Origin of the sequence: Moraxella boevrei DSM 14165, from assembly GCF_000379845.1 — a bacterium.
GTDB lineage: Bacteria > Pseudomonadota > Gammaproteobacteria > Pseudomonadales > Moraxellaceae > Faucicola > Faucicola boevrei.
On record NZ_KB903804.1, the window covers coordinates 62,074 to 88,584 of the forward strand.

Annotated in this window: 30 protein-coding genes, 4 tRNA genes and 1 other RNA gene; 21 read left to right on the top strand and 14 right to left on the bottom strand. The window is 40.1% G+C overall.

Translation table 11 applies throughout. The features are described from left to right. The first annotated feature begins 277 nt into the window (after positions 1–277). Positions 278–1,072 (top strand): restriction endonuclease subunit S domain-containing protein, encoded by a 795-nt coding sequence (locus A3G3_RS0109240; RefSeq protein ID WP_019520242.1) that lies wholly within the window; start codon positions 278–280, stop codon positions 1,070–1,072. A gap of 138 nt (positions 1,073–1,210) precedes the next feature. Here A3G3_RS0109240 and A3G3_RS0109245 read toward each other — a convergent pair. Both A3G3_RS0109245 and A3G3_RS0109250 read right to left on the bottom strand, forming a co-directional pair. Beyond that, a tRNA-Val gene (locus A3G3_RS0109245) sits at positions 1,211–1,286 on the bottom strand. Positions 1,287–1,398: 112 nt separating this feature from the next. After that, positions 1,399–1,977 carry a DUF2059 domain-containing protein gene (locus A3G3_RS0109250; RefSeq protein WP_019520243.1) on the bottom strand — a complete coding sequence of 193 codons (579 nt, stop codon included), beginning with the start codon at positions 1,975–1,977 and terminating at the stop codon, positions 1,399–1,401. Between the two features lie 266 nt (positions 1,978–2,243). Here A3G3_RS0109250 and A3G3_RS0109260 point away from each other — a divergent pair. The 5 genes from A3G3_RS0109260 (at position 2,244) to argB (ending at position 5,661) form a co-directional block, all read left to right on the top strand. After that, positions 2,244–2,319 (top strand) — tRNA-Asn (locus A3G3_RS0109260). A gap of 154 nt (positions 2,320–2,473) precedes the next feature. Then, a tRNA-Asn gene (locus A3G3_RS0109270) sits at positions 2,474–2,549 on the top strand. A 123-nt stretch (positions 2,550–2,672) separates the two neighbouring features. After that, the gene (dut, locus tag A3G3_RS0109275) at positions 2,673–3,134 is read left to right on the top strand and encodes a dUTP diphosphatase (RefSeq protein ID WP_019520246.1); all 462 of its coding nucleotides are present in this window, start codon (positions 2,673–2,675) and stop codon (positions 3,132–3,134) included. 37 nt (positions 3,135–3,171) lie between these two features. Beyond that, entirely contained in the window at positions 3,172–4,734 is a 1,563-nt protein-coding gene (locus A3G3_RS0109280; RefSeq protein ID WP_019520247.1) for a phosphohexomutase domain-containing protein, read from the top strand. A 21-nt stretch (positions 4,735–4,755) separates the two neighbouring features. Beyond that, a complete protein-coding gene (gene argB / locus A3G3_RS0109285) occupies positions 4,756–5,661 on the top strand; it encodes an acetylglutamate kinase (RefSeq protein WP_019520248.1) in 906 nt (301 codons plus the stop codon). A 14-nt stretch (positions 5,662–5,675) separates the two neighbouring features. Here the strand turns inward: argB and A3G3_RS0109290 are convergent, their stop codons facing one another. From A3G3_RS0109290 to coaD, 4 genes are all read right to left on the bottom strand, one after another. Beyond that, positions 5,676–6,023, bottom strand: coding sequence for a Spx/MgsR family RNA polymerase-binding regulatory protein (locus tag A3G3_RS0109290; protein ID WP_019520249.1), 348 nt, complete (start codon positions 6,021–6,023; stop codon positions 5,676–5,678). Positions 6,024–6,073: 50 nt separating this feature from the next. Beyond that, an RNA gene (rnpB, locus tag A3G3_RS14095) (RNase P RNA component class A) lies at positions 6,074–6,417 on the bottom strand. A 37-nt stretch (positions 6,418–6,454) separates the two neighbouring features. Then, positions 6,455–6,706, bottom strand: coding sequence for a YfhL family 4Fe-4S dicluster ferredoxin (locus tag A3G3_RS0109295; RefSeq protein WP_019520250.1), 252 nt, complete (start codon positions 6,704–6,706; stop codon positions 6,455–6,457). A gap of 8 nt (positions 6,707–6,714) precedes the next feature. Beyond that, positions 6,715–7,218, bottom strand: a complete 504-nt coding sequence (coaD, locus tag A3G3_RS0109300; protein ID WP_026212960.1) for a pantetheine-phosphate adenylyltransferase — start codon at positions 7,216–7,218, stop codon at positions 6,715–6,717. A gap of 134 nt (positions 7,219–7,352) precedes the next feature. On the opposite strand from coaD, the gene smpB reads away from it, so the two are divergent. From smpB to A3G3_RS0109320, 4 genes are read left to right on the top strand one after another with little or no spacing between them, the layout of a single operon-like run. Further along, positions 7,353–7,823 (top strand): SsrA-binding protein SmpB, encoded by a 471-nt coding sequence (gene smpB / locus A3G3_RS0109305; RefSeq protein WP_019520252.1) that lies wholly within the window; start codon positions 7,353–7,355, stop codon positions 7,821–7,823. A 28-nt stretch (positions 7,824–7,851) separates the two neighbouring features. Then, positions 7,852–8,061, top strand: a complete 210-nt coding sequence (locus A3G3_RS0109310) for a hypothetical protein (protein WP_019520253.1) — start codon at positions 7,852–7,854, stop codon at positions 8,059–8,061. Positions 8,062–8,073: 12 nt separating this feature from the next. Further along, positions 8,074–8,412 carry a DUF5713 family protein gene (locus A3G3_RS0109315; protein WP_019520254.1) on the top strand — a complete coding sequence of 113 codons (339 nt, stop codon included), beginning with the start codon at positions 8,074–8,076 and terminating at the stop codon, positions 8,410–8,412. Next, a complete protein-coding gene (locus A3G3_RS0109320; RefSeq protein ID WP_019520255.1) occupies positions 8,413–9,192 on the top strand; it encodes a methyltransferase domain-containing protein in 780 nt (259 codons plus the stop codon). It begins immediately after the preceding gene. A 25-nt stretch (positions 9,193–9,217) separates the two neighbouring features. Here A3G3_RS0109320 and A3G3_RS0109325 read toward each other — a convergent pair whose 3' ends face one another. The 3 genes from A3G3_RS0109325 to A3G3_RS0109335 form a co-directional block, all read right to left on the bottom strand. After that, a complete protein-coding gene (locus A3G3_RS0109325; protein WP_019520256.1) occupies positions 9,218–9,991 on the bottom strand; it encodes an ABC transporter permease in 774 nt (257 codons plus the stop codon). Positions 9,992–10,113: 122 nt separating this feature from the next. Next, entirely contained in the window at positions 10,114–11,073 is a 960-nt protein-coding gene (locus tag A3G3_RS0109330; protein WP_019520257.1) for an ABC transporter ATP-binding protein, read from the bottom strand. Positions 11,074–11,251: 178 nt separating this feature from the next. After that, positions 11,252–13,708 carry a Tex family protein gene (locus A3G3_RS0109335; RefSeq protein WP_019520258.1) on the bottom strand — a complete coding sequence of 819 codons (2,457 nt, stop codon included), beginning with the start codon at positions 13,706–13,708 and terminating at the stop codon, positions 11,252–11,254. A gap of 305 nt (positions 13,709–14,013) precedes the next feature. Here A3G3_RS0109335 and ompR point away from each other — a divergent pair, with 305 nt between their 5' ends. From ompR to A3G3_RS14865, 5 genes are all read left to right on the top strand, one after another. Continuing rightward, positions 14,014–14,811 (top strand): osmolarity response regulator transcription factor OmpR, encoded by a 798-nt coding sequence (ompR, locus tag A3G3_RS0109340; protein ID WP_019520259.1) that lies wholly within the window; start codon positions 14,014–14,016, stop codon positions 14,809–14,811. Between the two features lie 35 nt (positions 14,812–14,846). After that, complete coding sequence (locus A3G3_RS14855; protein WP_019520260.1) at positions 14,847–15,302, top strand: DUF4349 domain-containing protein; 456 nt, start codon at positions 14,847–14,849, stop codon at positions 15,300–15,302. 74 nt (positions 15,303–15,376) lie between these two features. Further along, the gene (locus tag A3G3_RS14860) at positions 15,377–15,814 is read left to right on the top strand and encodes a DUF4349 domain-containing protein (protein WP_019520261.1); all 438 of its coding nucleotides are present in this window, start codon (positions 15,377–15,379) and stop codon (positions 15,812–15,814) included. A gap of 137 nt (positions 15,815–15,951) precedes the next feature. Next, the gene (locus A3G3_RS0109355) at positions 15,952–16,896 is read left to right on the top strand and encodes a pirin family protein (RefSeq protein WP_019520262.1); all 945 of its coding nucleotides are present in this window, start codon (positions 15,952–15,954) and stop codon (positions 16,894–16,896) included. Positions 16,897–17,596: 700 nt separating this feature from the next. After that, positions 17,597–17,722: a hypothetical protein gene (locus A3G3_RS14865; protein ID WP_019520263.1), complete on the top strand. Its 126-nt coding sequence runs from the start codon at positions 17,597–17,599 to the stop codon at positions 17,720–17,722. 96 nt (positions 17,723–17,818) lie between these two features. Here the strand turns inward: A3G3_RS14865 and A3G3_RS0109365 are convergent, their stop codons facing one another. Further along, the gene (locus A3G3_RS0109365) at positions 17,819–19,984 is read right to left on the bottom strand and encodes a carboxy terminal-processing peptidase (RefSeq protein WP_019520264.1); all 2,166 of its coding nucleotides are present in this window, start codon (positions 19,982–19,984) and stop codon (positions 17,819–17,821) included. A 115-nt stretch (positions 19,985–20,099) separates the two neighbouring features. Further along, positions 20,100–20,612 (bottom strand): chorismate--pyruvate lyase family protein, encoded by a 513-nt coding sequence (locus A3G3_RS0109370; RefSeq protein WP_019520265.1) that lies wholly within the window; start codon positions 20,610–20,612, stop codon positions 20,100–20,102. 73 nt (positions 20,613–20,685) lie between these two features. On the opposite strand from A3G3_RS0109370, the gene A3G3_RS13580 reads away from it, so the two are divergent. From A3G3_RS13580 to A3G3_RS0109395, 5 genes are all read left to right on the top strand, one after another. Further along, complete coding sequence (locus tag A3G3_RS13580; RefSeq protein ID WP_019520266.1) at positions 20,686–21,459, top strand: pseudouridine synthase; 774 nt, start codon at positions 20,686–20,688, stop codon at positions 21,457–21,459. A 10-nt stretch (positions 21,460–21,469) separates the two neighbouring features. Beyond that, entirely contained in the window at positions 21,470–21,973 is a 504-nt protein-coding gene (locus A3G3_RS0109380; protein ID WP_019520267.1) for a YfbM family protein, read from the top strand. Between the two features lie 88 nt (positions 21,974–22,061). Next, positions 22,062–22,394 carry a hypothetical protein gene (locus A3G3_RS13585; RefSeq protein ID WP_019520268.1) on the top strand — a complete coding sequence of 111 codons (333 nt, stop codon included), beginning with the start codon at positions 22,062–22,064 and terminating at the stop codon, positions 22,392–22,394. An 85-nt stretch (positions 22,395–22,479) separates the two neighbouring features. Continuing rightward, positions 22,480–22,570: transfer RNA gene (locus A3G3_RS0109390), tRNA-Ser, on the top strand. 109 nt (positions 22,571–22,679) lie between these two features. Then, positions 22,680–23,411, top strand: a complete 732-nt coding sequence (locus A3G3_RS0109395) for a 16S rRNA (uracil(1498)-N(3))-methyltransferase (RefSeq protein WP_019520269.1) — start codon at positions 22,680–22,682, stop codon at positions 23,409–23,411. Between the two features lie 14 nt (positions 23,412–23,425). Here A3G3_RS0109395 and epmA read toward each other — a convergent pair whose 3' ends face one another. Beyond that, entirely contained in the window at positions 23,426–24,421 is a 996-nt protein-coding gene (epmA, locus tag A3G3_RS0109400) for an EF-P lysine aminoacylase EpmA (RefSeq protein ID WP_019520270.1), read from the bottom strand. A 205-nt stretch (positions 24,422–24,626) separates the two neighbouring features. On the opposite strand from epmA, the gene A3G3_RS14080 reads away from it, so the two are divergent. Then, positions 24,627–25,601: a CYTH domain-containing protein gene (locus A3G3_RS14080; RefSeq protein ID WP_019520271.1), complete on the top strand. Its 975-nt coding sequence runs from the start codon at positions 24,627–24,629 to the stop codon at positions 25,599–25,601. A gap of 9 nt (positions 25,602–25,610) precedes the next feature. Here A3G3_RS14080 and A3G3_RS0109410 read toward each other — a convergent pair whose 3' ends face one another. Further along, the gene (locus A3G3_RS0109410) at positions 25,611–25,895 is read right to left on the bottom strand and encodes a hypothetical protein (protein ID WP_019520272.1); all 285 of its coding nucleotides are present in this window, start codon (positions 25,893–25,895) and stop codon (positions 25,611–25,613) included. Positions 25,896–25,933: 38 nt separating this feature from the next. Beyond that, positions 25,934–26,428, bottom strand: a complete 495-nt coding sequence (locus tag A3G3_RS0109415) for a hypothetical protein (RefSeq protein WP_156802145.1) — start codon at positions 26,426–26,428, stop codon at positions 25,934–25,936. Between the last annotated feature and the right edge of the window lie 83 nt (positions 26,429–26,511).

Consider the following 26,511-nt stretch of genomic DNA (forward strand, 5'->3'; position numbering starts at 1 on the left):
TTATACATCTAATAAAAAAATAACAAAACCATTAATTAAAATACCGATTAAAAATCGCCATGATAACAAAATTTAAGCTTTAAAAACAGTAGTTATAGACAAACATCCAGTTTTTAGCAATTATTGGTGTGACTGGTAAAAAATTGAAAAAGTAAATTAAAAAAAATATTTAAAATTACTACCCTTATTCTTGTAAAAAAAGTATATTTTTGGTAACAACATATGTTAAAATTGTAAAAAAATAATTATGTTTAAGAAGTAAAATTAAGGGAAACCCATGCAAACACCTGACGAACCGCACTACCCACCACAAAACACCACTAAAAAACAGGAACGTACCAAAGCGTGGTTTTTTACCATTATGTTGCACTTACTAATTGCAGGGGTGATTATTACCTATTGGTACACGCAAAAACGCCTAGAGCCTATTCCCACACGCCTTGCCCCAACCAGCGTGGTGACTGAATCTGCCCAAGCTAAATTGCCACCGCTCGTCACCGAAACCGCAAGCCAACCCACCGCCAACGCCTCGAGTGTAATGCCTGCTAGCTCACCTGCAGAACGCCCATTAGCAAACTACATTAAAACCATTCAACAAACACCGCCAAACGTTGAACCAAGCTTAATTCAACAACGGGTACAACAACGCATTAAGCGAGTGGAAATTAGCCCGCCTCCTGTCAATCAGGTCTTAACCAGTCGTGACATTGCCAAAAATGAACAAGGTTTACCGCCAAAACCACTCAACAGCGAACAAAAAGAAATTGCCGAGCTTGCCGAGTCGCTAGAAAAAGACCACGACAAACTCAGCGAGTTAATTGAACAAACCAAACAACGCAACCAACGTCAAATTGAAGAAAATTTGCGAAAAAATAATCAAGCCATGCTAAAACTCGTCAAAACCCAAAGCGAACAAAACCAACAAATCAGTAACAATGAAAAACCTGCGCAAACACCAAACGAAAAGCACCAATCAGCCGACACACCAAACCACGAAGTACGACAAGACCAACTACAAGAGATTGACGTGCCAAGCAAAGCGGATAAACCAAGTAACGAAAGTAGCGAATAGTTTTTTTTACAGATATTTGTAAGGTGTGGTGACACAGCGTAACCCACCATTTTTTGACAACCATCTTTTTGACATTTAGCCATTAAAAAAACAACAGACAATAAAAAACCCCAACTTTAACAGTTAGGGTTTAACATATGGTGGGTCGTGACGGATTCGAACCGCCGACATTCTGCGTGTAAGGCAGACGCTCTACCAACTGAGCTAACGACCCAATGACGATAACCGATAAAATATTTATCAGATTGTATTACGTATTATAAGGTTTTTTTGGCGTATGTCAAGCATTTATTTGCCCAGTTTAAAAATTTTTTCCAATTCTTTGCCTAATTGTGGTAAAGATTGTTGCATTTTTTCGGTATCACCAACCATAGCACCATAGCAGGCACGGCAACCGTCAAAAATTCCTGTTCTACCAATGATTGTTTTTGTAAAATCTGCTGACCTGTCGGCGTATCATAAAAGCCGATTAACGCATCAACTTCCACTTGGTTATAATGTTTTTTCACCGCTTGCTCATAGGCAAATAGCAATTTTTCACGAGTTTGTGCCATATCCATTTCACCACTGAACAGTTGGCTGTATTTCTCAAATATCTTATGAAGCTGTTCATTGGTTTTTTTGGAAAAAATAGATTTGGTGTCACTTGGGAACGGATTTGGTAAATTTTTCACGCCGTCATGCATCGCTTGACGCTGGGCAATCAGACTATCCACCATTTTATCGACTTGCAGCACTTGCACCAGTTTAGTAACAGACGCATCGGTCGGTTGGTTTTGGATTTGTACGATTTGGGTAGCAATTTGCGGGTTAATGATTAATTCAGCATTGGCGACATTTGCCACACCAAAAGCAGATAGTAATAAAACAATCGCTAATTTTGATTGATTTTTTAAAGTTAACATAAGCATTCATCATGTATTATCATAGCACATCCACCAAAAAATCGTGTAACGTGTTGCTAATATTGTGTGGTAAAGTGTCAATAAACCTTACTAAAATGGTAAAATTTAGGTAAAAATCGCTTAATTTTGGCTTTTTTGTCAGATTTTCTAAAATTTTTGAAAAAAATTGATAGAAATTGATAGAAAATGCTTGACATTGACCCATTATCTGATAAAATACGCACCACAAACCACAATGGTTGTTTTAACAAATTCTACCGCTTTATTCTCCAATAGCTCAGTCGGTAGAGCAATGGACTGTTAATCCATGTGTCCCTGGTTCGAGCCCAGGTTGGAGAGCCATATTAAAACCCTTTTAATTTTATGATTAAAAGGGTTTTTCATTGATGATGATTTTTACAACTCAATTTTTAAAAATTTTTTTTAAAAATTTGTAAAAAACAGTTGACAATAACCAAAAATCTGCTAATATATGCACCACTTGATTGATTACCATTCTCCAATAGCTCAGTCGGTAGAGCAATGGACTGTTAATCCATGTGTCCCTGGTTCGAGCCCAGGTTGGAGAGCCAATCAAGACAAATTAAAACCAACCCATTCTATCATTAGAGTGGGTTTTTTTATGGCAAAAATTTGGCAAATAGTGTTAAAATGATACCGTTTATTTTCCAAATTTTTAATCAAAAAGGACAAAAATGCAATTTCAAGTAAAAATTTTAGACCAAAAAATCGGCAACGACCCGAATTTCCCATTGCCAAGCCGAGCAACTGAAGGCTCAGCAGGTATTGACCTGCGTGCGTGCCTTGATGAACCGTTGCTTATCAAAGCTGGCGAAACGGTTTTGGTAAAAACAGGGCTTGCTATCTATATCGCCGACCCAAATTACGTTGGCTTTATCATGCCACGTTCAGGACTAGGACACAAACATGGCATTGTGCTTGGCAATTTAACAGGCGTAATTGACGCCGATTATCAAGGCGAAATCATGGTGTCTATTTGGAACAGAAGCCAAACCGACTACACATTACAACCTGCCGAGCGTATGGCTCAATATTTAGTCGTACCTGTGATACGTCCAACATTTGACATTGTGCCTGATTTTTCAGACATTAGTATGCGTAGCACAGGCGGTTTTGGCTCAAGTGGCACGCATTAATTTGTCATCAATTATTTAGATAAATTTAAATATTATCATGATAAATCGTAGCGAGCTTGGCGAATACATCACCCATTTTCACCCATTTTTACCACAAAAAAGGCTATTTAAAGCCTATGACATTCGTGGTGAATTGCGGTGGTTTACCGATGACTTCTTGTTGTCATTAAGTTTTGCATTTGCCAATTTGTTTAAAAAAAACAATAACTGTGTCGTTGTTGGCTACGATGTCCGCCAATATAGCGAACATATTGCCAAGTTTTTGGCATATGCCTGTCACAAAATTGGTTTACAAGTATATTGGCTTGGTCAAATCACCACGCCCATGATGGCGTTTATGGCAAGCCGTTATTCAGGCAATGGTCTCATGGTAACGGCAAGCCATAGCGAAAAACACATTCACGGCATCAAGTGGCTTGTCAATCACCAATCGCCTAGTAGCGAGGATATTTTGGCGTTATTTGACACGCTGACTGAAGTGGTAGATTTGGACATTTCACTTCACCAAAAAATTTTACAAATCGTTGATAATACTGATAAAATTGACAACGCTTTTTGGCAATACCAACAAGCCACTACCCATGCTATCGCCAACATTCGCCAACATATTTACCCAAGCAAAAGCATTTCTACCGCTGTCAAAAAAATCGTCATTGACTGTATGAACGGGGCAACATCACGTTACGCCTTTGATTTTTTTAGTAATTTTGGTTTTGACTGTATTGTGCTAAACGACACGCCAGACCCCAATTTCCCCAAGGGCAATCCAGACCCCTGCGAACAAGGACGCTTAAACGAGCTTTGCCAAGCCGTTATCACGCACACGGCGGATATTGGGCTGGCTTTTGATGGCGATGGCGACCGCTTGATGGTGGTAGATAGCTCTGGCACGATACTAAAACCTGACGATTTATTGTACATTTTGGCAGGTATTGCCATTGATGAATATCAAAAACCCCACACCTACCAAAGCGAAGTGATTTTTGATGTCAAATGTTCGCACCATTTGCCACTATTGATTGCACAGCGTGGGGCATTGCCAATTATGGAAAAAACAGGCAGTAGTTTGATGCGACAATCTTTGCAAAACAAATCACGTTTTTCTATTTTTGCAGGGGAATTGTCAGGACATTTTTTGTTTAATGACGGTTATTTTATCCTACATGATGATGCCATGTATGCAGGTTTACGCTTGTTAAACTGGTTAAACTTTCAAGAAAAATCGCTCACAGATATTTTAAAAAATCTCCCAACCAGTATTAGCACGCCTGATATGTATATTCCGATTGATAGCAATGAAAGCGGAATTTTGTTTATTAAAAAATTATTAAATTTAACCAAAAAACCGTTTTGGGCAATTAAACAACGTTTTATGATAAAAAATGTTCAGACCATTGACGGTTTACGCCTAGATTTTCAATATGGATTTGGCATTTTACGCAAGTCCAACACAGGCAATTTTTTGACCGTGCGATTTTCGGCAGATAATTTAGAAAATCTACAAAAAGTCCAAAACGTTTTTGTAGATTTATGCCATTTTATTGATGAAAATCCTGATAAAAATATTGCCAAACAGGTTGCAAGCATTCGTCCACTTTAACCCATTTTTAAGGAAAGAAATATGGCATTAGATTTAGCAAAAGCCTTACAAACTGCTGAAGTTTTGACCGAAGCCCTACCCTATATTCAACGTTTTGAAGGAAAAGTCATGGTGGTAAAATATGGTGGCAACGCCATGACCGACCCAGAATTGGAAAGCTCATTTGCCCGTGATATTGTATTACTCAAAACTGTTGGTATTCACCCTGTGGTCGTGCATGGTGGCGGCCCGCAAGTGGATAGCTTGATGAGCGAGCTTGGACGCACATCAGACCGCATTGACGGTATGCGAGTTACTGACAAAGCCACGATGAACGTGGTAGAAATGGTGCTAGGCGGTAGTCTCAATAAATCTATCGTCAATCTAATTAACAAACACGGCGGACGAGCGATTGGTTTGACAGGCAAAGATGCCAACCTTATCCGAGCCAAAAAACTTCCCATGCAAAAAACCGATGAATACGGCAATACCACGCAAATAGATTTGGGTTATGTCGGCGATGTGGTACATATTGACCGAAATGTGATTGATTTGATGATTTCTTCAAATTTTATTCCAGTGATTGCTCCTTTAGGCGTGGACGAAAATGGCGAAACGTATAACATCAATGCAGATGTGGTAGCAGGCAAAGTGGCAGAATTTATGTTGGCTGAAAAGCTGATTTTGCTCACCAATATCAAAGGCGTGCTTGACAAAGACGGCAATATCGCCACAGGATTAACCCCTGCCAAAGTGGACGAAATGATTGCGGACGGCACAATTTCTGGTGGCATGATACCCAAAATCAGTTATGCCCTAGAAGCAGTCAAAAATGGCGTAAAAAGTGCGGTCATCGTGGACGGACGAGTACCACACGCAACACTTTTGGAAATCTTTACCGATAAAGGCGTGGGTACATTGATTAGCAATCAAGTGGACGATATTTAAGCAAACATATTCTATCAATCCGCCAATCGTTCAAATTCACTTTCATCAAAACCTACCAGCAACGCCTTATCACGCACTACGATAGGGCGTTTTATCATACTGGGATTTTGTTGTAACAGTTGTAAGGCAAAATCCAAATTTTCGGCTTGCTGTTTATCGTTTTCGCTAAGCTTTCGCCACGTTGTGCCTTTTTTGTTTAACACTTTGTCAATGCCAGCTTGATTGACCCAATTTTGTAAGGTTGCGATGTCAATTGTTTGTTTTTTATAGTCAAAAAAGGTATATGCCAAGCCCAGATTGTCCAATTTTTCAAAGGCTTTTTTCATGGTGCTACAGTTTTTTATGCCATAAATGGTTATCATATTTTTTCCTAAAAAAATAAAACCCAACCGAAGTTGGGCTTTTATGTTAAAAAATTGGCAAACCGATAAGCCGAATTCTGTCGTGAACGGTCATTCATCTAGGCGTATTGTCGCCAATACGCTCAAGCAACCTACCCGTGTTCTGAGCGGGCAACCCATTGAACACCTATTTGGTCTTGCTACGAGTGGAGTTTACCTTGCCATAAGCTGTTGCCAGTCATGCGGTAGGCTCTTACCCTACCGTTTCACCCTTACCGAAAAATCGGCGGTCTATTCTCTGTTGCACTTGTCGTCAGATTGCTCTGCCCAGCCGTTAGCTGGCACTCTGCCCTGTGTAGTTCGGACTTTCCTCCCGTGATTAAAAAAAATCACCAGCGACCGTTTGGTTTGCCAATTATTATTATAGCAAATTTTAAACAGAATAAAAACAGTTATTGTTGGGTTAAACGTTGATACTTTGCCAACAGCTCATCTTGCGTTTCCACAAAATTTGGGTCTTTGGGAATACAATCAGGCACAGGGCAAAACAAGGCACACTGTGGCTCATCAAAATGCCCCACACATTCGGTGCATAAATTTGGGTCAATCTCATAAATCAGCTCACCCATATAAATCGCTTCATTGGGGCAAACAGGTTCGCACACATCGCAGTTGATACATTCATCAGTAATTTTTAATGCCATATTATCTCTTAAGCATTGCTAAATTTTTGTATTAGGGCATCTTCAACATTTTTGGGGACAAATTTATGCACATCGCCGTGCAATTTGGCAATTTCACGGATAAATGTTGATGAAATAAACGAATATTCTTGGCTTGGTGTTAAAAATACCGTTTCAAAATTGGCATCAATTTCTCGGTTAATGTTGGCAAGTTGAAATTCATATTCAAAATCGCTCACCGCTCGCAAGCCACGCAAAATGGCTGTCGCTTGTTGTTCTTGACACAGTTTGACCAGCAAGCCTTCAAAACCAATCACCGAAATATTGGGTAAAGATTGGGTACAATTTTTCACCAGTTCGATGCGTTCATCAATGCTAAAAAGCGGTTTTTTGTGATGTCCAATCGCCACCGCAACCACCACTTCGTCAAACAACTTACTGGCACGTTGAATTAAGTCTAAATGCCCTTTGGTAATGGGGTCAAACGTTCCAGGGTATAGGATTTTGCTAAAGGTTGGTTGCAGTTGTGACATCGGTTTTTCCAAAAAATTTTTGCGGTATTTTAGCATATTTTGGGCATAGGTGCGATATTTTATCCATTTTGCCCTTGTGTTTGGTGGTTTTTGCCTTTATTATGGTTTTAATTGAATAATTTTTTGGAAATATTATGAGTAAAAAACCGAAAACCCCAAGCCTTATCGCCAGTAACAAAAAAGCCCGCCACGATTTTTTTATTGAACAAACCTATGAAGCTGGTTTAGAATTACTGGGTTGGGAAGTCAAAGCCATTCGGGCAGGCAAAATGCGGATTACTGAAAGTTATGTCATTTTTAAAAATGGCGAAGCGTTTTTATTTGGTTCGCACATTCAGCCACTCATTAGCACGTCCACGCACCATGTCGCCGACCCGTTGCGTACTCGCAAGTTGTTATTGCACCGCCGAGAGATTGATAAATTGTTTGGTTTAATTAATCAAAAAGGGCATACTTGCGTGGCATTAAAAACTTATTGGAATCATGGGCGTGTCAAATGTGAAATTGCATTAGCAAAAGGCAAAAAATTACACGACAAACGAGCCACACTCAAAGAACGTGATTATCAACGTGATAAACAGCGTGGATTTAAGAATTTGGCATAAGTTTTTAATGCGATAGGAAGTGATTGAGATGAATAATCCAAACAAGTATCCACAAAAAACGTCTAAAAAGGAATTTTTACTCAACTTTATTGGCATTGGCGAGTTTTTTATACAAACTTTAGCCATGCTATTTTTTACCAGTAGTATTGGCTTGTTTGTTTGGATTGGTTTTTGGAGTTTATTATTAATTTTTCCTATAGCTTTTTGTGTTTATTATTTTCTTTTTAAATCTGAATAAAAGGTACCTCCCATGAATTTACAAAACCCCAAAATCAATGCTTATAACTGGCTTGCCGATATGTATAACGATGATTATTACCCAAAATCAGCGGTTGATAAAGTCAAAGCCGTTTTGTTGGAAGTTTGCCAAAATATTGAACAACAATCACCAAAAACATTGAACGAACTTTACATCATTACCAATCAAGGTGTGGACAAAATCAATGATTTACAAGACGATTTTGGCGATGAAAGCGAAATTGAAACGGTTGCTCGTGATTGTATTGGCATGGATTTTGATTTTGTTGCCAAAGCCTATGGTTTTGAAAATGCCGATGTGGAAGAACTAATCGCAAACCGAGATTGGTAAATGAGTAAGCAAGACCGTAATTTTGACGATATTAGCGAACATTTTGAAAAAAAAATCTATGGCGGACTAAAAGGAGAAATCCGCCTTGCCGTGTTACGCCACGATATTTTTAACTGGGTAACGGTTTATCAAAAAACCGCCAATCGCCCTTTACGCATTTTGGACGTAGGGGCAGGTTTGGCACAGATTTCTATAGAACTCGCCAAACTGGGGCATGATGTTACGGTGAATGACATTTCTGCCAATTTGTTAAATCAAGCTTGCCAAAACGCAGGCGAAATCAGCGAAAAAATCACTTGGCATATCTGCCCTTATCAAGAGTTACCCAAAAAACTGTCTGGAAAATACGACTTGATTTTGTGTCATGCGGTGTTTGAATGGCTTGCCGAGCCACGTCAAATGATGTCGTTTTTTGATAAATGGCTGATAAAAAACGGTGCTTTGTCATTGTGTTTTTATAATCCTGCCAGTTTCTTTTATCGCAACTTGATTATGGGTAATTTTAATCTACTTAATAATCCTGATTTTAAAGCCGATAATAAAAGTTTAACCCCCAACAATCCTGTTGCCAAAGACGATGTATTATTGTGGTTAAATGAACATCAGTTTAGCGTTCATCACATTTCAGGATTGCGGGTTTTTCACGATTATGCACCGCTAAAACGTGGCGGTCATACCAATGAACAGGCGGTGATTGACATGGAGGTGAAATATAGCGGACAAGAGCCGTATAAATGGCTTGGTCGCTATTTGCACGTTTTGGCGGAAAAAATAGTTTAAAAAACGTTTGAAAATCGGCTAAGCATCACACTCTTAGCCGCCCACCGTCTTTTAATAATTGATAAGCGATGGCGTAAAAAATTGCCGTAAAGATAAAAATCGCCACCAGCGAATAGATGACATTGACATCCGAGTGACCCAAAATCCCATAACGGAAAGTATTAACCATATAGACAATCGGATTTAACAGCGATAAATTTTGCCAAAATGGGGATAAATTCTCAAGCGAATAAAACACGCCACCAAGATAAGTGAGCGGTGTTAAAATAAAACTCGGTACAATGGAAATGTCGTCAAAAGAACGGGCAAAAATCGCATTTATCATACCACCAAGCGAAAACATAACCGACGTTAGCACGACACTTAGCACCGTAATCAGCGGATTAACAAGGCTTAATTCGGTAAAAAATAATGCCAATGTTGTGACAATCGCTCCAATCGCCAAACCACGAAATGCCCCACCCACAATAAAACCCATTAAAATCGTGTGTTTAGAGATGGGACTCACCAACATTTCTTCAATATTGCCGTGAAATTTGGTGGCAAAAAAGCTAGACACCACGTTAGAGTAACTATTGGTAATCACCGCCATCATAATCAAGCCAGGCACAATAAACTGCATATAGCTCACACCGCCCATTTGCCCCACACGACTACCAATCATTGTGCCAAATATCACAAAATACAATGTCATCGTGATGGCAGGGGGCAGTAAGGTTTGAGGCCAAATGCGTAAAATTCGGCGGATTTCTTTAATCATCAGTGTGGTTAGGGCAACGGTTTGTTGTTGAAAATTCATGCGTATCTCGGTAGATATTTGTGTTTATCATTTTATAAATCATCAGATGGGTTCAACCCACCTTTTCAATTCAAATATTTAAATGGTGAGCTAACCCACCCTACTATTTTTTTAAAAGAATCTTAATTTTCTAATTTCTCGGTCAAATTTTTATCCACCAAATTCATAAATAAAGTTTCTAGGCGATTGGCTTTATTTCGCATACTAATCACATCAATATTTTGGGCGGATAATTGGGCAAAAACTTGGTTGAGTGTTTCCCCTTTATTAAGCGTTACTTCAAGGGTTTTGTCATCAGACTGTACATAATGCACGACATTGCTCAGCATAATTTTACCTGTCGGTTTTGCTAAATCTAACACAAAACTTTCGTTATCAAGGCTAGAGAGCAGACTTTTCATATCGGTATTAATTTTAATCTCGCCTTTTTCTAAAATTGCAATGTGTTTGCAAAGTTGCTCGGCTTCTTCTAAATAATGGGTTGTTAAGATAATCGTGGTGTTTTCTTCACGATTAATGCTTTGCATAAATTCCCACATAGAATGACGTAGCTCAATATCCACGCCAGCGGTCGGTTCGTCTAAAATCAAAAGTTTTGGCTGATGAATTAACGCACGGGCAATCATAACCCGACGCTTCATACCGCCTGATAAAGCTCGCCCTTTTTCATTACGTTTTTCCCACAATCCTAAAGCCTTTAACAACTTTTCAGCTCGTGGCAGAGCGGTTGCCTTATCAATGCCATAGTAGCCCGCTTGGGTGACGATGATGTCAATCACCTTTTCAAACTGCATAAAGTTAAACTCTTGGGGAACAACGCCCAAAAACTTTTTAGCCTGACTTGGATTGTCATGTAAGTTTGTGCCAAAAATCTCAACCTGCCCTGTACTTGGATTAAGTAGCGAACAGATAATGTTAATCATGGTGGACTTGCCTGCCCCATTCGCCCCCAAAAGGGCAAAAAATCCACCCTGTGGCACGACCAAATCCACACCTTTTAGGGCGGTAAAGCCGTTTTTGTAAGTTTTTGATAAGTTGGTAACTTTTAGGGCGGGCATATCCGCAAAAATAGTGTCAGACATGAATATCAGCTTTTTTGAAAATTTGGATTGATATGGGGTTAGTTTGGGAAAATTAAAGTTTAGCAAAATTGGTAAAATCAAATGAGTTTTTGAAAAATGTTTAATTGTGTATCCTGATTGATGTTATCGCAAAAAAAAGCCAAATTTTGTTAATTTGGCTTTTTAGCTGACAATTACTTTACTTTTTTACGCCTGCTTGTTGTAACAACGCCCCAAAACTACCGATTTTATCGGGTTTTTGTTCGGTTTTTTGGCGTGGTGTTTTGTCAGATTTTGGTTTTTTATCAAATTTTTGTTCGGTTTTGCGTTTTTCACCAACATTTTTATCAAATTTTGGCTTATCTGTTTTGGCTTTTGTTTTATCTGTTTTCATACTAAAGCCAATGCGTTTTCGCTCCACATCTAGCGAAATCACTCGCACTTTGACAATATCGCTAGGTTTAACAAAATTTAGTGGGTCAGCGATAAACTGATCGCTTAATTCAGAAATATGTACCAAACCGTCTTGATGTACGCCGACATCTACAAAACAACCGAACGCCGTCACGTTGGTAACCACGCCTTCTAGCTCCATGCCGATTGCCAAATCTTTGATATCGTTGACATCATCACGGAATTGGGCAGTTTTAAACGCAGGACGTGGGTCGTGGGCAGGTTTTGCCAACTCTTGTTTAATCGCTAAGGCTTTGATTTGACTGTCTTCACTGTCGCTACTGTGGGTTTTTACCAAGTCAAACAATGAGCTATCTAATTGATTTAATTGGGTTTCATTTGCCAAAACATCGGTTAAATTTTTGTCCGCTTGGCTAAGCCATTGTTTAACCAAATGATAATTTTCTGGGTGCAAACCTGTGGCATCAAGCGGTTCATCACCGCCACGAATGCGTAAAAACCCTGCCGACTGTTCAAAGGTTTTTGCCCCAAGTCTGGGTACATTTTTTAGCTGTTCACGATTGGCAAATGCTCCATGTTCGTTGCGATAATTGACGATTTGTTGGGCGACATTGCTGTTTAACCCTGCAATATGTGCCAAAATCGCAGGGCTTGCCGTATTTACGTCCACACCCACCGCATTCACGCAGTCTTGAGTTACTTTTTCAAGGCTATCAGCAAGTTGGGTTTGGTTCACGTCATGCTGATATTGCCCCACGCCAATCGCTTTTGGGTCAACTTTGACCAGCTCGGAAAGTGGGTCTTGCAACCGTCTAGCAATCGACACCGCCCCACGGATTGACACATCCAAGTCGCTTAATTCTTGGCTTGCCAACTCACTCGCCGAGTACACCGATGCACCTGATTCATTGACCACCACAGGCAACGCCTGAATGTCGCTATTTTCGCTCAAAATTTCTTTGATTAACGCATCGGTTTCACGGCTTGCTGTCCCATTACCGATTGCGATTAAGTTAACTTGATAATTTGTTAATAAATTTTTAATAATTTCTTTGGCTTCATCAATCCGATTTTCTGAACCAAATGGATAAACAGTCGCCGTGGCAAACTCGCCTGTCTCGCTTTTGGCAACGTGTCCAAGGCTATCCACCACCGCCATTTTTACCCCATAACGAATGCCAGGGTCAACCCCCAAAATTACTTGCTGTCCAGCGGGAGCAGTCATCAACAAGTGTTTTAAATTATTGGCAAAAACGTCAATCGCATCGGCTTCAGCTTTCAGACGTTTTTCGGTCAACAAGCGATGTTCAATATGGGGTCGCCATTTTTCTAGCCACAATTTTTTGGCAAGACTTTGCAAAAATTCTTGTCGGTCGCTTGGCTCAATGACTGATAATTGAAAATGCTGAATAATTTGCTCAACAAATGCCGTGTCTTCACCTTCAATGCCAATGGTTAACACGTTTTCTTGACGACCACGCAACATCGCAAGCAAGCGATGATTTGGCAACCGAGCAAGGCTTTCGCTATGGTCAAAGTAATCGCTGAATTTTTCGCCAACTTCGCGTTTTTCTTCACTCGCCAATAAGCTATGCACTTGGGCAATTTTGCCAAAACCAATCCGCAATTTATCCAATAAATCAAGCTCTTGCGTCCATTCTTCCATGATAATCGCACCGATACCTTGTAGCTGTTTGTCTAGCTCGGCAAAGGGTGAATTTTCGGTTTCACCGTTTTCATTCACCGTTGGCTCAGGGGCTTGATAATCGGCTAAGGCTTGATTTGGGCTAACGCTGTCATGCAACACCGCCAACGCAATCGGCTCAAGCCCTGCTTCACGAGCTTGTGTCGCCACCGAACGGCGACGTGGACGATATGGCAGATAAATGTCTTCTAATTCCAATTTTGACGTGGCATTGGCAATCCGTTCAACCAACTCATCCGTAAGTTTGCCTTGTGATGTCAACAACTCAAGGATTTTACCACGCCGAGTTGCCATATCTCTTTCATAATTCAAGGATTTTTCTAACTGGCGTAGCTGACTATCGTCCAAGCCTTGCGTTTGCTCTTTACGATAACGAGCAATAAACGGAATGGTCGCCCCTTCGTCATACAACTTGACAAAGGCAGTAATTTGAGCAGTTTTCACCCCCGTTTCGTTTGCCAATTTTTGATAAATGGCGTGTTGAACTTCATCAGAAAGTGCGGTGGTAGTTTGGATTTCGTTGTCAATAGTCGTCATAGCAATCGCCTAAAACCTAGAACTCAATTAGAACCTAAAAGGTAAAATATCCCAAAATGGACGGATAAAACGGGTGCATTATACCAAATTATCAAAACAGGTGCTAAAAATAATCAACAAATCTGTTAAAATCAACCAACTTTTCTGTAACTTTGACAAAAAACAAACTTTTGTTAAAATTTTTGTGAACAAAACCTGCTAAAATTTAATCACAAAAAAGCTATAGTAAAAACCGCAAAATTTTGCTTTAATAGTGGATATTTTTTTATAATTTTAATGTTAAAAATACGCAATGGAGCAACGCAATGTCTGATTCAACCCAACTTGAAGAACAACGCAACAACCAAAACCACCAAGAAAGCAACCACGAAACCAGCCATGAACCCAACATTAGCCAACGCATTTTGGTGGTAGACGATGATGCACGTCTGCGAGCGTTGTTGCAACGTTTTTTGGAAGATGACGGCTATGTAGTGCGTACTGCCCATGACGGCAACCAAATGGACAAACTGCTACAACGTGAATTATTTTCGCTGATTGTGCTAGATTTGATGTTGCCAAACGAAGACGGCATCAGCATCTGCAAACGCTTGCGTGAGCAAAATTCCGACATTCCAATCATCATGCTCACCGCCAAAGGTTCAGATGCCGACCGCATCGCAGGGCTAGAAGCAGGAGCCGATGATTATTTGCCAAAACCATTTAACCCAAAAGAATTATTGGCTCGTATCAAAGCAGTGTTACGCCGTCAAAACCGTGAATTACCAGGGGCTCCAAGCCAACAAGTAGAAGTCGTGGAATTTGGGGCATGGACGCTAGATTTATCCACTCGCACGCTCAAACGAGACGGGCAAGTCGTTACTTTGACGACAGGCGAATTTAGCGTGTTAAAAGCCCTTGTACAACACCCAAGGGAGCCGTTAACCCGTGATAAATTAATGAATTTAGCTCGGGGGCGTGAATGGGGGGCAATGGAACGCTCCATTGACGTGCAAGTGTCAAGACTTCGCCGTTTGATTGAAGATAATCCGTCCCAAGCTCGCTATCTCCAAACCGTGTGGGGGGTTGGTTATTGCTTTGTGCCTGATGGGGCGGATGTTTAATTTAAGCTAATGATTTAATCAAGGTTATCTGTATTATGCCAACACTTAAACAACCTTGTTATAACCAAAAACTTGGCTTAGCATTGATTATTTTGCTCTTGGTTGGTTGTAGCAAAAGCGAAGTTGACCACACTCAATCGTCAAGCACACAAGCAGATACGGCTTTAGCAACCGATACGCTAGTGTCAACTTCAGACAATCAAATTGATAAAACCGTGATTAATCAACAAGATAACAATCCTACTCTACAAAATAAACAGTTGATTGTCAATGGAGCTGTCAGTTTTGATGTAAAAAATGTCCAACAAAGCGTTCAACAGATTAACCAAATCACTACTCAACTCGGTGGTTATGTTGCCCAAAATACGATTAGTAATAATATCGTTGATACGCAAAGCCTAAACATCGGCAATCAGCAACGCAAAGAAATCATTAGCTATCAACGCAACGCCCAACTAACCGTACGTATTCCCAAACAAAATAAAATGTAGAGACATTTTTAACCCAACTACAGCCTCAAATCCAATTTTTACATCAAAATGAATTTAGTGCCAAAGATGTTACATTGGATATCCAAAAACAAGCCTTACTTGCTGAAATCCAACGTCACACCGCCCAAAACATTGCCAGTAGCTCCACCAATCAGGACACAGCAATTATTGGCGAACAAGCAAAAGCATTGGCTCGTACCCAAGCCTTATACCATGAAATTGAACAAAAGTCTATCACTGATGCAATGGCATTGAGTACCATTAGTTTGAATTTTTCACAGCCAATACAACTGCACGAAACGATTAGCGATGATATACAGGCAAAAATTACCCAACAAAAAACCTTCAATTTTATACCACGTTTCCAAGAAAATCTAAAAAATGGTTGGACATATTTTGTAGAATTTGTATTGTGGTTGGCTCAATTTTGGGTATTTTTAACTGTTATCGTGTCAATAATTTTTGGCATTCGCCAGTTAAAAGTAAAGCTGAAAAAACGCCCAAAATCATAATTTTTTTTAAAATAACATTAATTAATTAAGTCGATTAGTTAGCAAATAATGCACAACTATCTTACAAAAATTTGTTATAATCGCTCTTATTTTTTAATAAAAGCTAAATGATAATTTATTGACAAAAAGGGAAAATGATGCAAATTGAACGCCTAGTACCGAAGACTACTGATGTTGGCGGTATTCCAATCGCTCGCCTACTCCCCAACAAAGGCAAACAGCCAATTGGGGCATGGTGTTTTTTGGACCATGCAGGCCCTGCTAGATTTGGCGATGATGAAAATGGCATGCAAGTCGGTCGCCATCCGCACACCAATCTGCAGACCTTTACATGGATGCTAGACGGGGAAGTGTTGCACAACGACAGTATCGGCAACCGCCAAATTATCCGCAAAAACCAAGTCAACCTGATGACCGCAGGCACAGGGGCGAGCCAAGGCATCTCGCACACCGAGCAAAGTATTTTTGTGGAGACAGGCGGTTTATCGAATGTAAGCCGAGCCTTGCAGGCCGTGCAGTTATGGCTTGCTCTGCCTATGGATAAAGAGATTGAACGCAGTTTTCATCATTATCCGACCTTGCCGACATGGACGGATAACGGCGTGAATTTTACGCTCACCACAGGCAGTTATCAGTATAACGATAGCAATTATCAAGCCCCTACTTTGCAATATTCGCCAAGCATTGCCCTTTATGTGGAATTTACCAACGATAGCGACATTAAGTTAAATTTGCAAAATGGTTTTGAATATGGGATTTTGGTAGTAACAGGCGAGCTTGAATTTGACGGACAAACCTTTGTTCAAGATGAATTGGCACGCATTGTATTTGATAAATCTGATAATCATTTAGATAATTTAACCTTAACACTCCGTGCAAAAATAGGTACTCGCCTAATGTTAATTGGCGGTGAGCCGTTACGTCAGCCTGTGCTGATTTGGTGGAATTTTGTGGATAAAGATAAAGCAGGACTTGAACAATCTATCATTGACTGGAATAATCAGCATGAGCGTTTTGGTGATATTCACATTGACATGAAACGCCTTGTCGCACCGCCGTTGCCAGACGGATTTAAGGGCTAAACTTTTGTTTTGTGTAATCGATTGGTATTAAAAAATGATTGACATTAAAAAAGCCGTTTTATTACGAATAATAAAACGGCTTTTTTACAGTCCTTTGTCGCATCTGCCAAATCATTTGACTCGTTGTGGGGATTTTGTGAAAGATTGATTTTTCCTAAATCAATTTAACAAATTTATTAAGCCATTAATAAAACTAACAAGTTTGTTTTTTTCACGTTGACAATAACCATTTCCAGCGATTATGAAGTCAGCTGATTTTCCGTTATCAGTAATTTCCCTATGTGCTAATCATTAGCTTAACAGCATCTATCCGTACCTCAGCCTTGAGTGTCCTATTCCTGTGCTGTTGCGTGTATTATGCCAAAGTTTGCTTAGCAAACCTAGTGGCAAAAAACGGATATTGTTGTAAGCTAAAACGCACAAACCACCCAAATCACACCAAAAATATTCATCTTGCAATGGCTTATGGGCTTTATTATCATAATCATTCATTTATACAAAAGGTGGTTGCTAATGATGACACTTAATTATCAAGATAGCTATAGACAACTATCAAAAAAGCTATCCAAATAATTATCCAAACTTTTAGCGAGAGTTTGACAACGCCCACCCACAAAATATTGAATAAAAGCCAGCAAAAAATTAACTGTTCGCGAATTTTTAATTTCTCAAGATAGCAGACAAATTACCGTGCATCACCATGCGAAGCTTTTTTGGTTGGGCAAGTCAAACCTATACCACAGGCAAAGTTTGTTTTCAATCCACTGGCTTTGACATGGCTATTAATGATTTTTATGTAGGTTGGATTTTGATGATTAGCAAATAACGTAGGCTAGTTTTTTAACCCAGAAAAATCAACGATTTAATAAGCTGGACTAAAGCCACCACCTACAATTCAACACTGTTTGCACCACTCCTATGATTATTTGGCAAAATCTGCATCCAACATCACTTTACTCGCCTCAATAATAAAGGCTTCATTTTCAGGGAGTTTTGGGCGTTCGCTTTCTTTCATTTTACTACGTGCTTCAACTTCAGCATCTAGCGATGCTTGATACGCTGTCCAATCGGCATACGGTTTTTCACCCATTGCAATTCGGCGGTTATTTTCTGCTTTTAGGGTTTTGTTTTCAATGCTATCTCGGTAGGCACGGCGTTCGTCAATGTTAAGTTTAATCGGTTTTTTCTCATCATCTGCGTTACGAATGGCATTTAATGCAGTCAAATAATGAAATTGCGGATTGCTATTTTGGCGTATGGTTGAAAGCTGATTTAAAGTTTTTAGCGTGTCTTGGCTGTACTCACCTGCAGGTTTATAGGGTGCAGAGCGGATAGTGTCCCATTTGAGTGGGTTTTTCATGTTACGTTCGCCCACTTCCATGCCTTCATAAATATTCACCAAGTTCACATCAGGCTCAACGCCTTTGTTTTGGGTACTTCCGCCTGTGATACGGTAAAATTTACGCTGGGTCAATGTCGCTGAGCCGAGTGCCAAGTTATCCAGTTGAATTTGGGCAGAGCCTTTGCCCGTGGTGGTGCTACCGATGATTAAGCCACGTCCATAATCTTGGATTGCGGCAGCAAAAATTTCACTCGCTGATGCCGAGCCGAGATTGATTAACACCGTCATCGGTTTACTGTACAGTTGCTCACCGTTGTCTTCGTCTTCATAAACTTGGATATTACCACGGTTATCACGGATTTGTACGAGCGGGCCTGACTTGACAAACAGTCCAATCATTTTTGCCACTTCATCTAGCGAGCCACCCGGATTATCACGCAAATCCACCACCATGCCGTCAATATTTTGGGCGTTCAGGGCTTTTATCGCATTTTCGGTATCAATACTGACACTGCGATAGTCTTCCCCTGCTCGGCGAGCTTGGTAATTTAGGTAAAAACTTGGAATTTCTAATACACCAATTTTTTTATCATTGCCTTGTTTGTCTTTAACCATAATCACCCGATGCGTTACACCTGACTCTTCTTGTTTTATCACGTCACGCTCTAGAGTAACGTTGCGTGCAGAGCTATCAGGCGTGTTTGGGGCTTTTAGGCGTAAGGTGACGTTTGTGCCTTTTTTGCCACGGATAAGATTGACAATTTCACGGGTAGAATAGCCGACTGTGTCTATCATTTTGCCGTTTTCATCGGTAACGCCGATAATTAAATCGTTGGCTTTGACCTGTCCAGAGCGAGACGCTGGACCACCGTCCACTAAGTTCATAATCCGAGTATAATCAGGGTTTTTGCGGTCTGGTTGAATAGACACGCCAATGCCAACAAGTTCAAGCGTGGATTGGATTTTCATTTCGGTGGCTTGCACAGGGGCAAAATAGTTACTATGTGGGTCATAGCTTGCCATTGCCGAATTTAAAATACTTTCCAAAATTTGGTCGCTACTAATGCGTTCTAATTGGGCCTTTTGACGGTTTAAACGGTTTGCCAAAATTTGGTTTGGTGTGCGAGTTTCATTTTTTACCAAATCCAAATTGTTAAATTTATCCGCATTTTCCGTCAAAAATTTGTCTTTAACTTTGTCTTCTTCTTGATTAATTGTCAGTCCAATTAATTGAAACGTCAGCTGTTTTTGCCAATAATCTTGTTGTTCTTGTTTGGTTTTAAAACGTGGCAGTTTTTCACGGTCAATCACCACAGTGTCGTTGCGTTTTAAATTAACATCGGTTTTTAAAAAACTATCCGCAAAGGCATAATACGCCAACGAACGCTGTTTAAAGCGTTGATAAATCTCAAAACCCGCCTTTAAATCGCCCCGTTTTAACATTTCGGCAAAATTATTGGCATATTTTTGGTTAAATTCATCAATATCTGACTGCAAAAATAAGCTACGATTGGGGTCTAAACCGTCCAAATAATCCGCCAAAATCTGCTTGCCCGTCGCCTTGTCAAGCGGTTTATCCAAATAATGACTGCGGTCAAGTAATGCCGACACTTGGCGAGTGACTTGGCGTTGCTCACTGCTAATCGGTGAGTTTTCTGATGCCACTGCTGTATGGTAGCTTTGCCCCAAAATCACCCCACCAACAGCCAATGCCAATACGCTTGCTGTTAATTGTTTATACTTCATGATAATCCTTAATTTATTGTATAAAATGCGTTGTAGAACGAAACAATTTTAACCCTGTATCTTAGCACTGTCTGCCCAAATAAACTAGCTAACTTATGTAAACAAAACTTACTGATTAATCCAAATATTTTGCCACAAACTCAGGTAAAAAAGTTTCACTAATCAAGATACGTTTACCATGCCAACGATACACACTTTGCCGTTGCCAACCGTCCGCCGTCAGCTGATAACAGCGATGTACCAACGCCGCCTGATGCCTAGCAAAAATCACATAACCAATCGGACGTTGTCCCAAATTTGCCAACTGTCGTCCATGCCCTGTCAAACTGTGAAAACTAAACACACTGCGTGCTTTGACCCATGCAGGCTCGTCTACCTTACCAAATAGTAACGCTTCTCGTACCCAAGCAGATTGCGGACGTTGTGGCAGTTTTAATTGGTCAATTTCGGTTCGGCTTAACGTTTGCCGTCCTTCAAAAGTCGGCTGTACGATGAGTTTTTGGGCGGATAATTGTTCAATTTTGGCAGTTAATGAACCGTTGGCAGTGAGCCAGTTTGCCAATGGACGATGTTGTAATTCGTTTGGCAAACGCTTTAAAATTTTTGGCACAGAAGGCGGATTTTGCATATCAATTTTTTGCAATTTGGGTTAAAATGGTGGCTATTGTAACGTGAATTGATGAAGACAACAAGCCAAAACCATGCCAACCACCTTAATTTTATTTAACAAACCGTATGGTGTGTTAAGCCAATTTCGCCAAGATGACAATAATAACTTTGCCACCTTAAGCGATTTTTTTTACCAAAGCCAATACAAAGATTTGCGAGTGGCAGGACGGCTTGATGCCACATCGGAAGGCTTATTATTGCTAACCAATAACGGGAAACTCAACCAACAACTCACCCACCCACCCAAAGCCAATCACGGCAAAAAATTGGCAAAAACCTATTGGGTGCAAGTAGACGGTTTGGCAAATGATAATCAAATCAACCAATTGCGTGAAGGTGTATCGTTAAGTGACGGCAAAACCCGACCTGCTATCGTGGAAAAACTGGACGAAAGTCAAGTCTTAGCAACCCTTTGGCAAGCCCCTGACAACATTGCCAAACGCAAAATCACCAACTGGCTCGCTATCAGCATTGTAGAAGGCAAAAACCGCCAAATCCGCCGAATGACTGCTCAGGTTGGTTTGCCATGTTTACGCTTAATCCGTGTCGCCCACGGTCATTTTTGCTTAAGTCAACATTTAAATAATTTACACAACTCCAATTTATCCGCCCATTCGCTCGCAGTCGGTGAATTTGTTGAAATTTCACTGAGCGATACACAATTACAAAAGCTCGGCGTGTCACATCAACCCCCACGCCAACGCCAAAATTTACAAAGACAAAGTTTGCACAAACAATCTTTCCAAAAACAACAACCTACAAAAAACCACAACCGATTTTCCCAAAAAAAATCCCCCAACCGTTAAGGAAAAAATCATGATTGCCCAATATTTGCTCGTTGACAACGACACCTTGCAACAACTGAAAAACTGCCCTGACAACACCCGTTTTGAACAGCTAGAAATCCTAACCCAACAAGCCGATGACAGCGAGTTGGTAGATTTGGGCAAATTATGGGACGTGCTACATTTTGTCTTAACAGGACAATCCGCCACCACGCCTGTGCCTGACAGTGCGTTAAGCGAATTTGTGGTCGGTGTAGAAACCTTTAGCGATGACGAAGACAGTGATTTTATCGCATTTTGTGAATGGTCGGCAGTGATTGAGATTGCCGATGCGTTGGGGAAAGTGAACTTTAGCAAACGTTTGGAAAAAATGTTCATGAAAGACCTTCGCCAACAAAAAATCTTTCCAACTGGCATTTGGCAAGGCAAAAAACAAGCATTGGACAAAGAATTATTGGCGTCTTTCCAAGAATTACGTGATTTGTATGACAAAGCAGTGGACACAGGAGCGAACGTGGTGGTAAGCATTTGTTAAAATTGCTTGTATCTAGGCTAAGAACGGCTTAAAATATGCCAAACTTATGCTAACATGATATCCAAATTGGGAATAAGGAATAACAACAATGCCAAAAACCAACAAACCCACGCAGAACATGATACCACTTCACATCAAAATCACCGAAGAAATGCACGATTTGTTAACTGAAGTTGCCAAAAAACACGGTTTTCCACGTATTCAAGGGCTTATTCGTTTGTATATTCGCCAAGGTTTGGACGCTGAAGATATCAATTATTCCTTGGCAAAAGACAGCCGTTTTTTGACAAAACTCAAACGTCAAGGCGTGAGCGATGACATTATCCAATCCGCTTTACATGAGCATGAAGACGATGTTTATCAAGATAAATCCATTGACTTTTGTCAAGCTCATGAATTATCTACTAAAATCGAGTATTAAAACAAATTTTTTGTCAAAAAATAAAATTTTTTATGAAAAATACTTGCATTTAGCAAAAAATTTAGTATAATAGCCCACACAAAACGGAAGCTTGGCAGAGCGGTTGAATGCACCGGTCTTGAAAACCGGCAAGGGTTTATAGCCCTTCGAGAGTTCGAATCTCTCAGCTTCCGCCATATTCTAAAACGTCTTAAACTTTAGCGGTTTAAGACGTTTTTTATTGGGTGAAATTTAAATCTTCAAATTTCAACATTTTTATGACTTATTGATAATACAAAGTTTTTTATGAATATTATTTTATTACCACCACAAGCCAATCAAGAAAAAAACCTAGAAAAAACATGTATTATCAATGATTTAAATACAATTTACCATATCAAAAATGTGTTAAAAGCCAATAGTGGCGATAGCCTAAAAATCGGTATTGAAAACGGCAATCTTGGCACGGCGACCGTTGCTGATATCAGCCCAACTGAGCTTACATTAACAGCGATTGACTGTCAGAACCCACCACCAAACAAACTGCCCCTTAGCGTGGTTTTGGCACTGCCACGCCCCAAAGTGCTACGCCGATTGGTGCTAGACATGACGGCAATGGGGGTAAAACAGTTGATTTTGGTAAATAGTTATCGTACCGAAAAAAGTTATTGGCACTCACCTTTGTTAAGTAAAATTGATGATTATATCAAGGAAGGCTTACAGCAAGCCTGCGATACCATACCGATGCAAGTGCGTTGTTATCCACGGTTAAAGCCATTTGTGGAAGATGAATTTCAACCCCTATTTTCGCATCATCAGGCATTGATTGCTCATCCTTATGCCGATGCAAATTTTAGCGATATCGTGCATTATGCTCAAGATACGGTGCTAGTGATTGGGGCGGAAGGCGGTTTTATTCCTTATGAAGTGGATTTGTTCGCTCGGCATGGTTGTACGCCTGTAAAGATTGGCGAGCGGATTTTGCGTACCGAAAATGCGGTTAGTATGCTGTGCGGTGGGTTTTTAATCAATCAATAACCTTAAACATTCACTTAGGCATTTGGACTAGTAAAACTTAACACTTGTTCAATATTGTTCGCATTGGTTTTTATCATTAATAATCTATCCAACCCCACCGCAATGCCACTACACGGCGGTAACGCATCACAGGCTTGTAGCAGATTTTCATCAATCGGCATGACAGGCAAACCACGCTGTTGGCGTTCGGTATTGTCTTGCTCAAAACGTTGTCTTAGCAGTTTACTATCTGCCAATTCATCGTAGGCATTGGCGATTTCCAAGCCGTTGATATAGAGTTCAAAACGTTTGGCAACCAAATTACCGTCTTGGTCTTTAGCAGTTTTGGCAAGGGCGGACGTTGCCACAGGATAGTCAAAAATCAAAGTTGGTAAGGTTTTCCCCAAATGCGGTTCTACCAAATGGCTAAACAGTATGTCAAGCCAACCTTGATGGTCATCGCCCATATCCACAAAAATGCCGTTATCGTTGGCAATCGCTTTTAGGGTATCACAGCTGGCATTGAGCGGATGAATTTTAACATAATCCAAAAACGCATCCACATAACGATAATGGTCAAACACCACAGGATAGCCAAGCACCACTGATACCAAGGCATTGAGCTCTTTTGCCAACGCATCAAGGCTAAAATGCGGACGATACCATTCCAACATGGTAAACTCAATATTATGCCGAGTGCCGATTTCATTATCCCGAAACACCGAACAAATTTGATAAATCGGTACTTGCCACGTTGCTAATAAGCGTTTCATCGCAAATTCGGGCGATGTGTGCAAATAATAAGTGGTTGGTCGGTCAAATACAGTCAAATTTGACGAAACCGATTGTAAAAAAATGTCAGTATTCCCCGCTTTTGACAACAGTGGCGTTTGTACTTCTAGCACGTCCCGCTCGGCAAAAAACTGGCGAATGGTATGATAAACATTTGCCCGTTGTCGTGCCATTTCTAGCGTGCAGTTGGGTTGGTATTTAGCGGAACGATTAACAAAATCGGCGTTATTTTGGTTCATGGTTAGCAAAAAATCACAAAAAAGTCAGCAACATGGTAAAAAGCAATCCGTATTTTAACAAAATTCATGCTATCATGGGAGAAATTTTTTCCTTGTCAAAAACAAGGGCGTTCGTGGTGTCAGAAACACTGTTTCTCAGCTTCGACAAGCTTAGGGTGAACGGCGTTCATTATTACCTTAAATCCATCATAAATAGTAAACAATTATGCACGAAATTGAACTCAAATTTTTAATTCACACTCATCAACAAACCGCTTTGGCACAACAGTTACAAAACTTCGGTGCAAAAAGCCAACCGTTATCCGCTTATTATTTTGACACGTCCGAGCGATTACTGGCAAAAAATGGCATTGCATTACGCATTCGTTTTGAGCAAAATCAATGGGTGCAAACCGTCAAAACGCAGGGCGATGGCATTGCCAAACGCCTAGAAATCAACAAAATTTTACCAATATCTGCCACGCCTGCACAGATTAATCTGGCAACGTTATTGCCTGATTTGACGCTGATTGAACACGAAGCAATTATCGCTCAACTTGAGCAGATAATGCCAATTTCTGAACTAAATCAAAAACTTAGCATTCAATATTTTACCGATATTGAGCGGTTATCTTGCGTGCTTGTGCAAGGCGAGAGCCAGATTGAACTGGCGTATGACGTGGGCGTGGTCGGTACAGGCGAGCTTGCGACCCAACAATTTGCCATTCATGAGATTGAATTTGAGTTGTTAGACGGCTTGCCGAGCGATTTGGTTGGGCTTGCCAAACGTTTTTGCCAAGCATATCAGTTGTATTTTTCTACGATTACCAAAGCCGAGCGTGGCAGTTTGTTGTTAAAACAGCAAACATTTCCGACTGCCAAAACTTTTGTTGCCATTAAAACAGCTGATTTTGATAAAAATGATAAAATAATTTTTATCAAAATTCAACAGTCTATTAATTTTATTTTACAAATATTATTGCCCAGTGTCACCGCCATTTGTTTGGGTGATAATGCCAAACAGCATCAAGATAACGTGCGATTATGCTTAGAAAATTTACAAGATATTTTTCATTATTTTTCACAAAATCCGACCAATCATTTGCAATCTATTCACAGCATTTGTTTGCAAGATTTGGTAGAAAGTCAGGCATTTCAACTATTTATCTTAGATTTAATTGATTTTGCCCATTTGGATTAGTGAATAAAATCAATCAGGTATATTCATGTTGTTATGATTATCCGTGGTTAAACCATAATAAAAAATAAAAGTTGCCACCAAGCTAGACACACCAACAAAGGCAAGATCTAGCGGTTTTTTTAATGCCCAAAAATTTAACGCAATAAATACCAACACCGACAACCCGAACACGCCTGCGGTCAAAGCGATACTTGTTTGTTTGGCAGGGCTTTTATCTTTAAAACGGTAATAACGTACCCCAAAACCGCCCACATACGCCACCAAGCCCAATATTAACCATTCAATAAAACTCATTGTGAAATTTTCCTGTCATATTTTTTTAATTAAATTTATTAAATTTGCGTTGTATTTTCGCATGCCACTTTATAAACGGTGTTACTGCCTTTGTAAATAAATCCCAAATAAGGACTGTCAAATTGTGGGTTTAAGTTAGCAAAACCGTCCGTGATTTTGGCTAATACCAACACACGGTCAGGACGTGCGATAACTTTTTCTAAATATTGGTTTTCATCGGCGTTGATGTCAAAATATTTTTGAATTTCTGGGCTGTTATTGGCAACGACGTCCATCGGTGTTGGGGTGTCCCACGCTTGATTTGGGTCGTTAAAGGCACGCATTTGCATGGTATAGCGGTCACCTTCGTCGCTGATTTGGTGGTTGATTTTGATTTGGGCAGGTTCGTCATGACTGACGGTGTAACACCCTGCGAACACATCGGCTTGGCTATTTTGGCTTGGTTTGTTGGGTTGTTGATTAGCTTGGTTACAAGCGGTCAATGTGCCAATAGCCAGAATATTAATTAACAAAAGTTTGGAAAAATTTTTCATAAACATATGTTTCATAAATGGGATAAAATCTAAGGTTTCCTAAGGTTTTTTGCGGAACAAGGCGGTGTTGGCATGGATTTTTT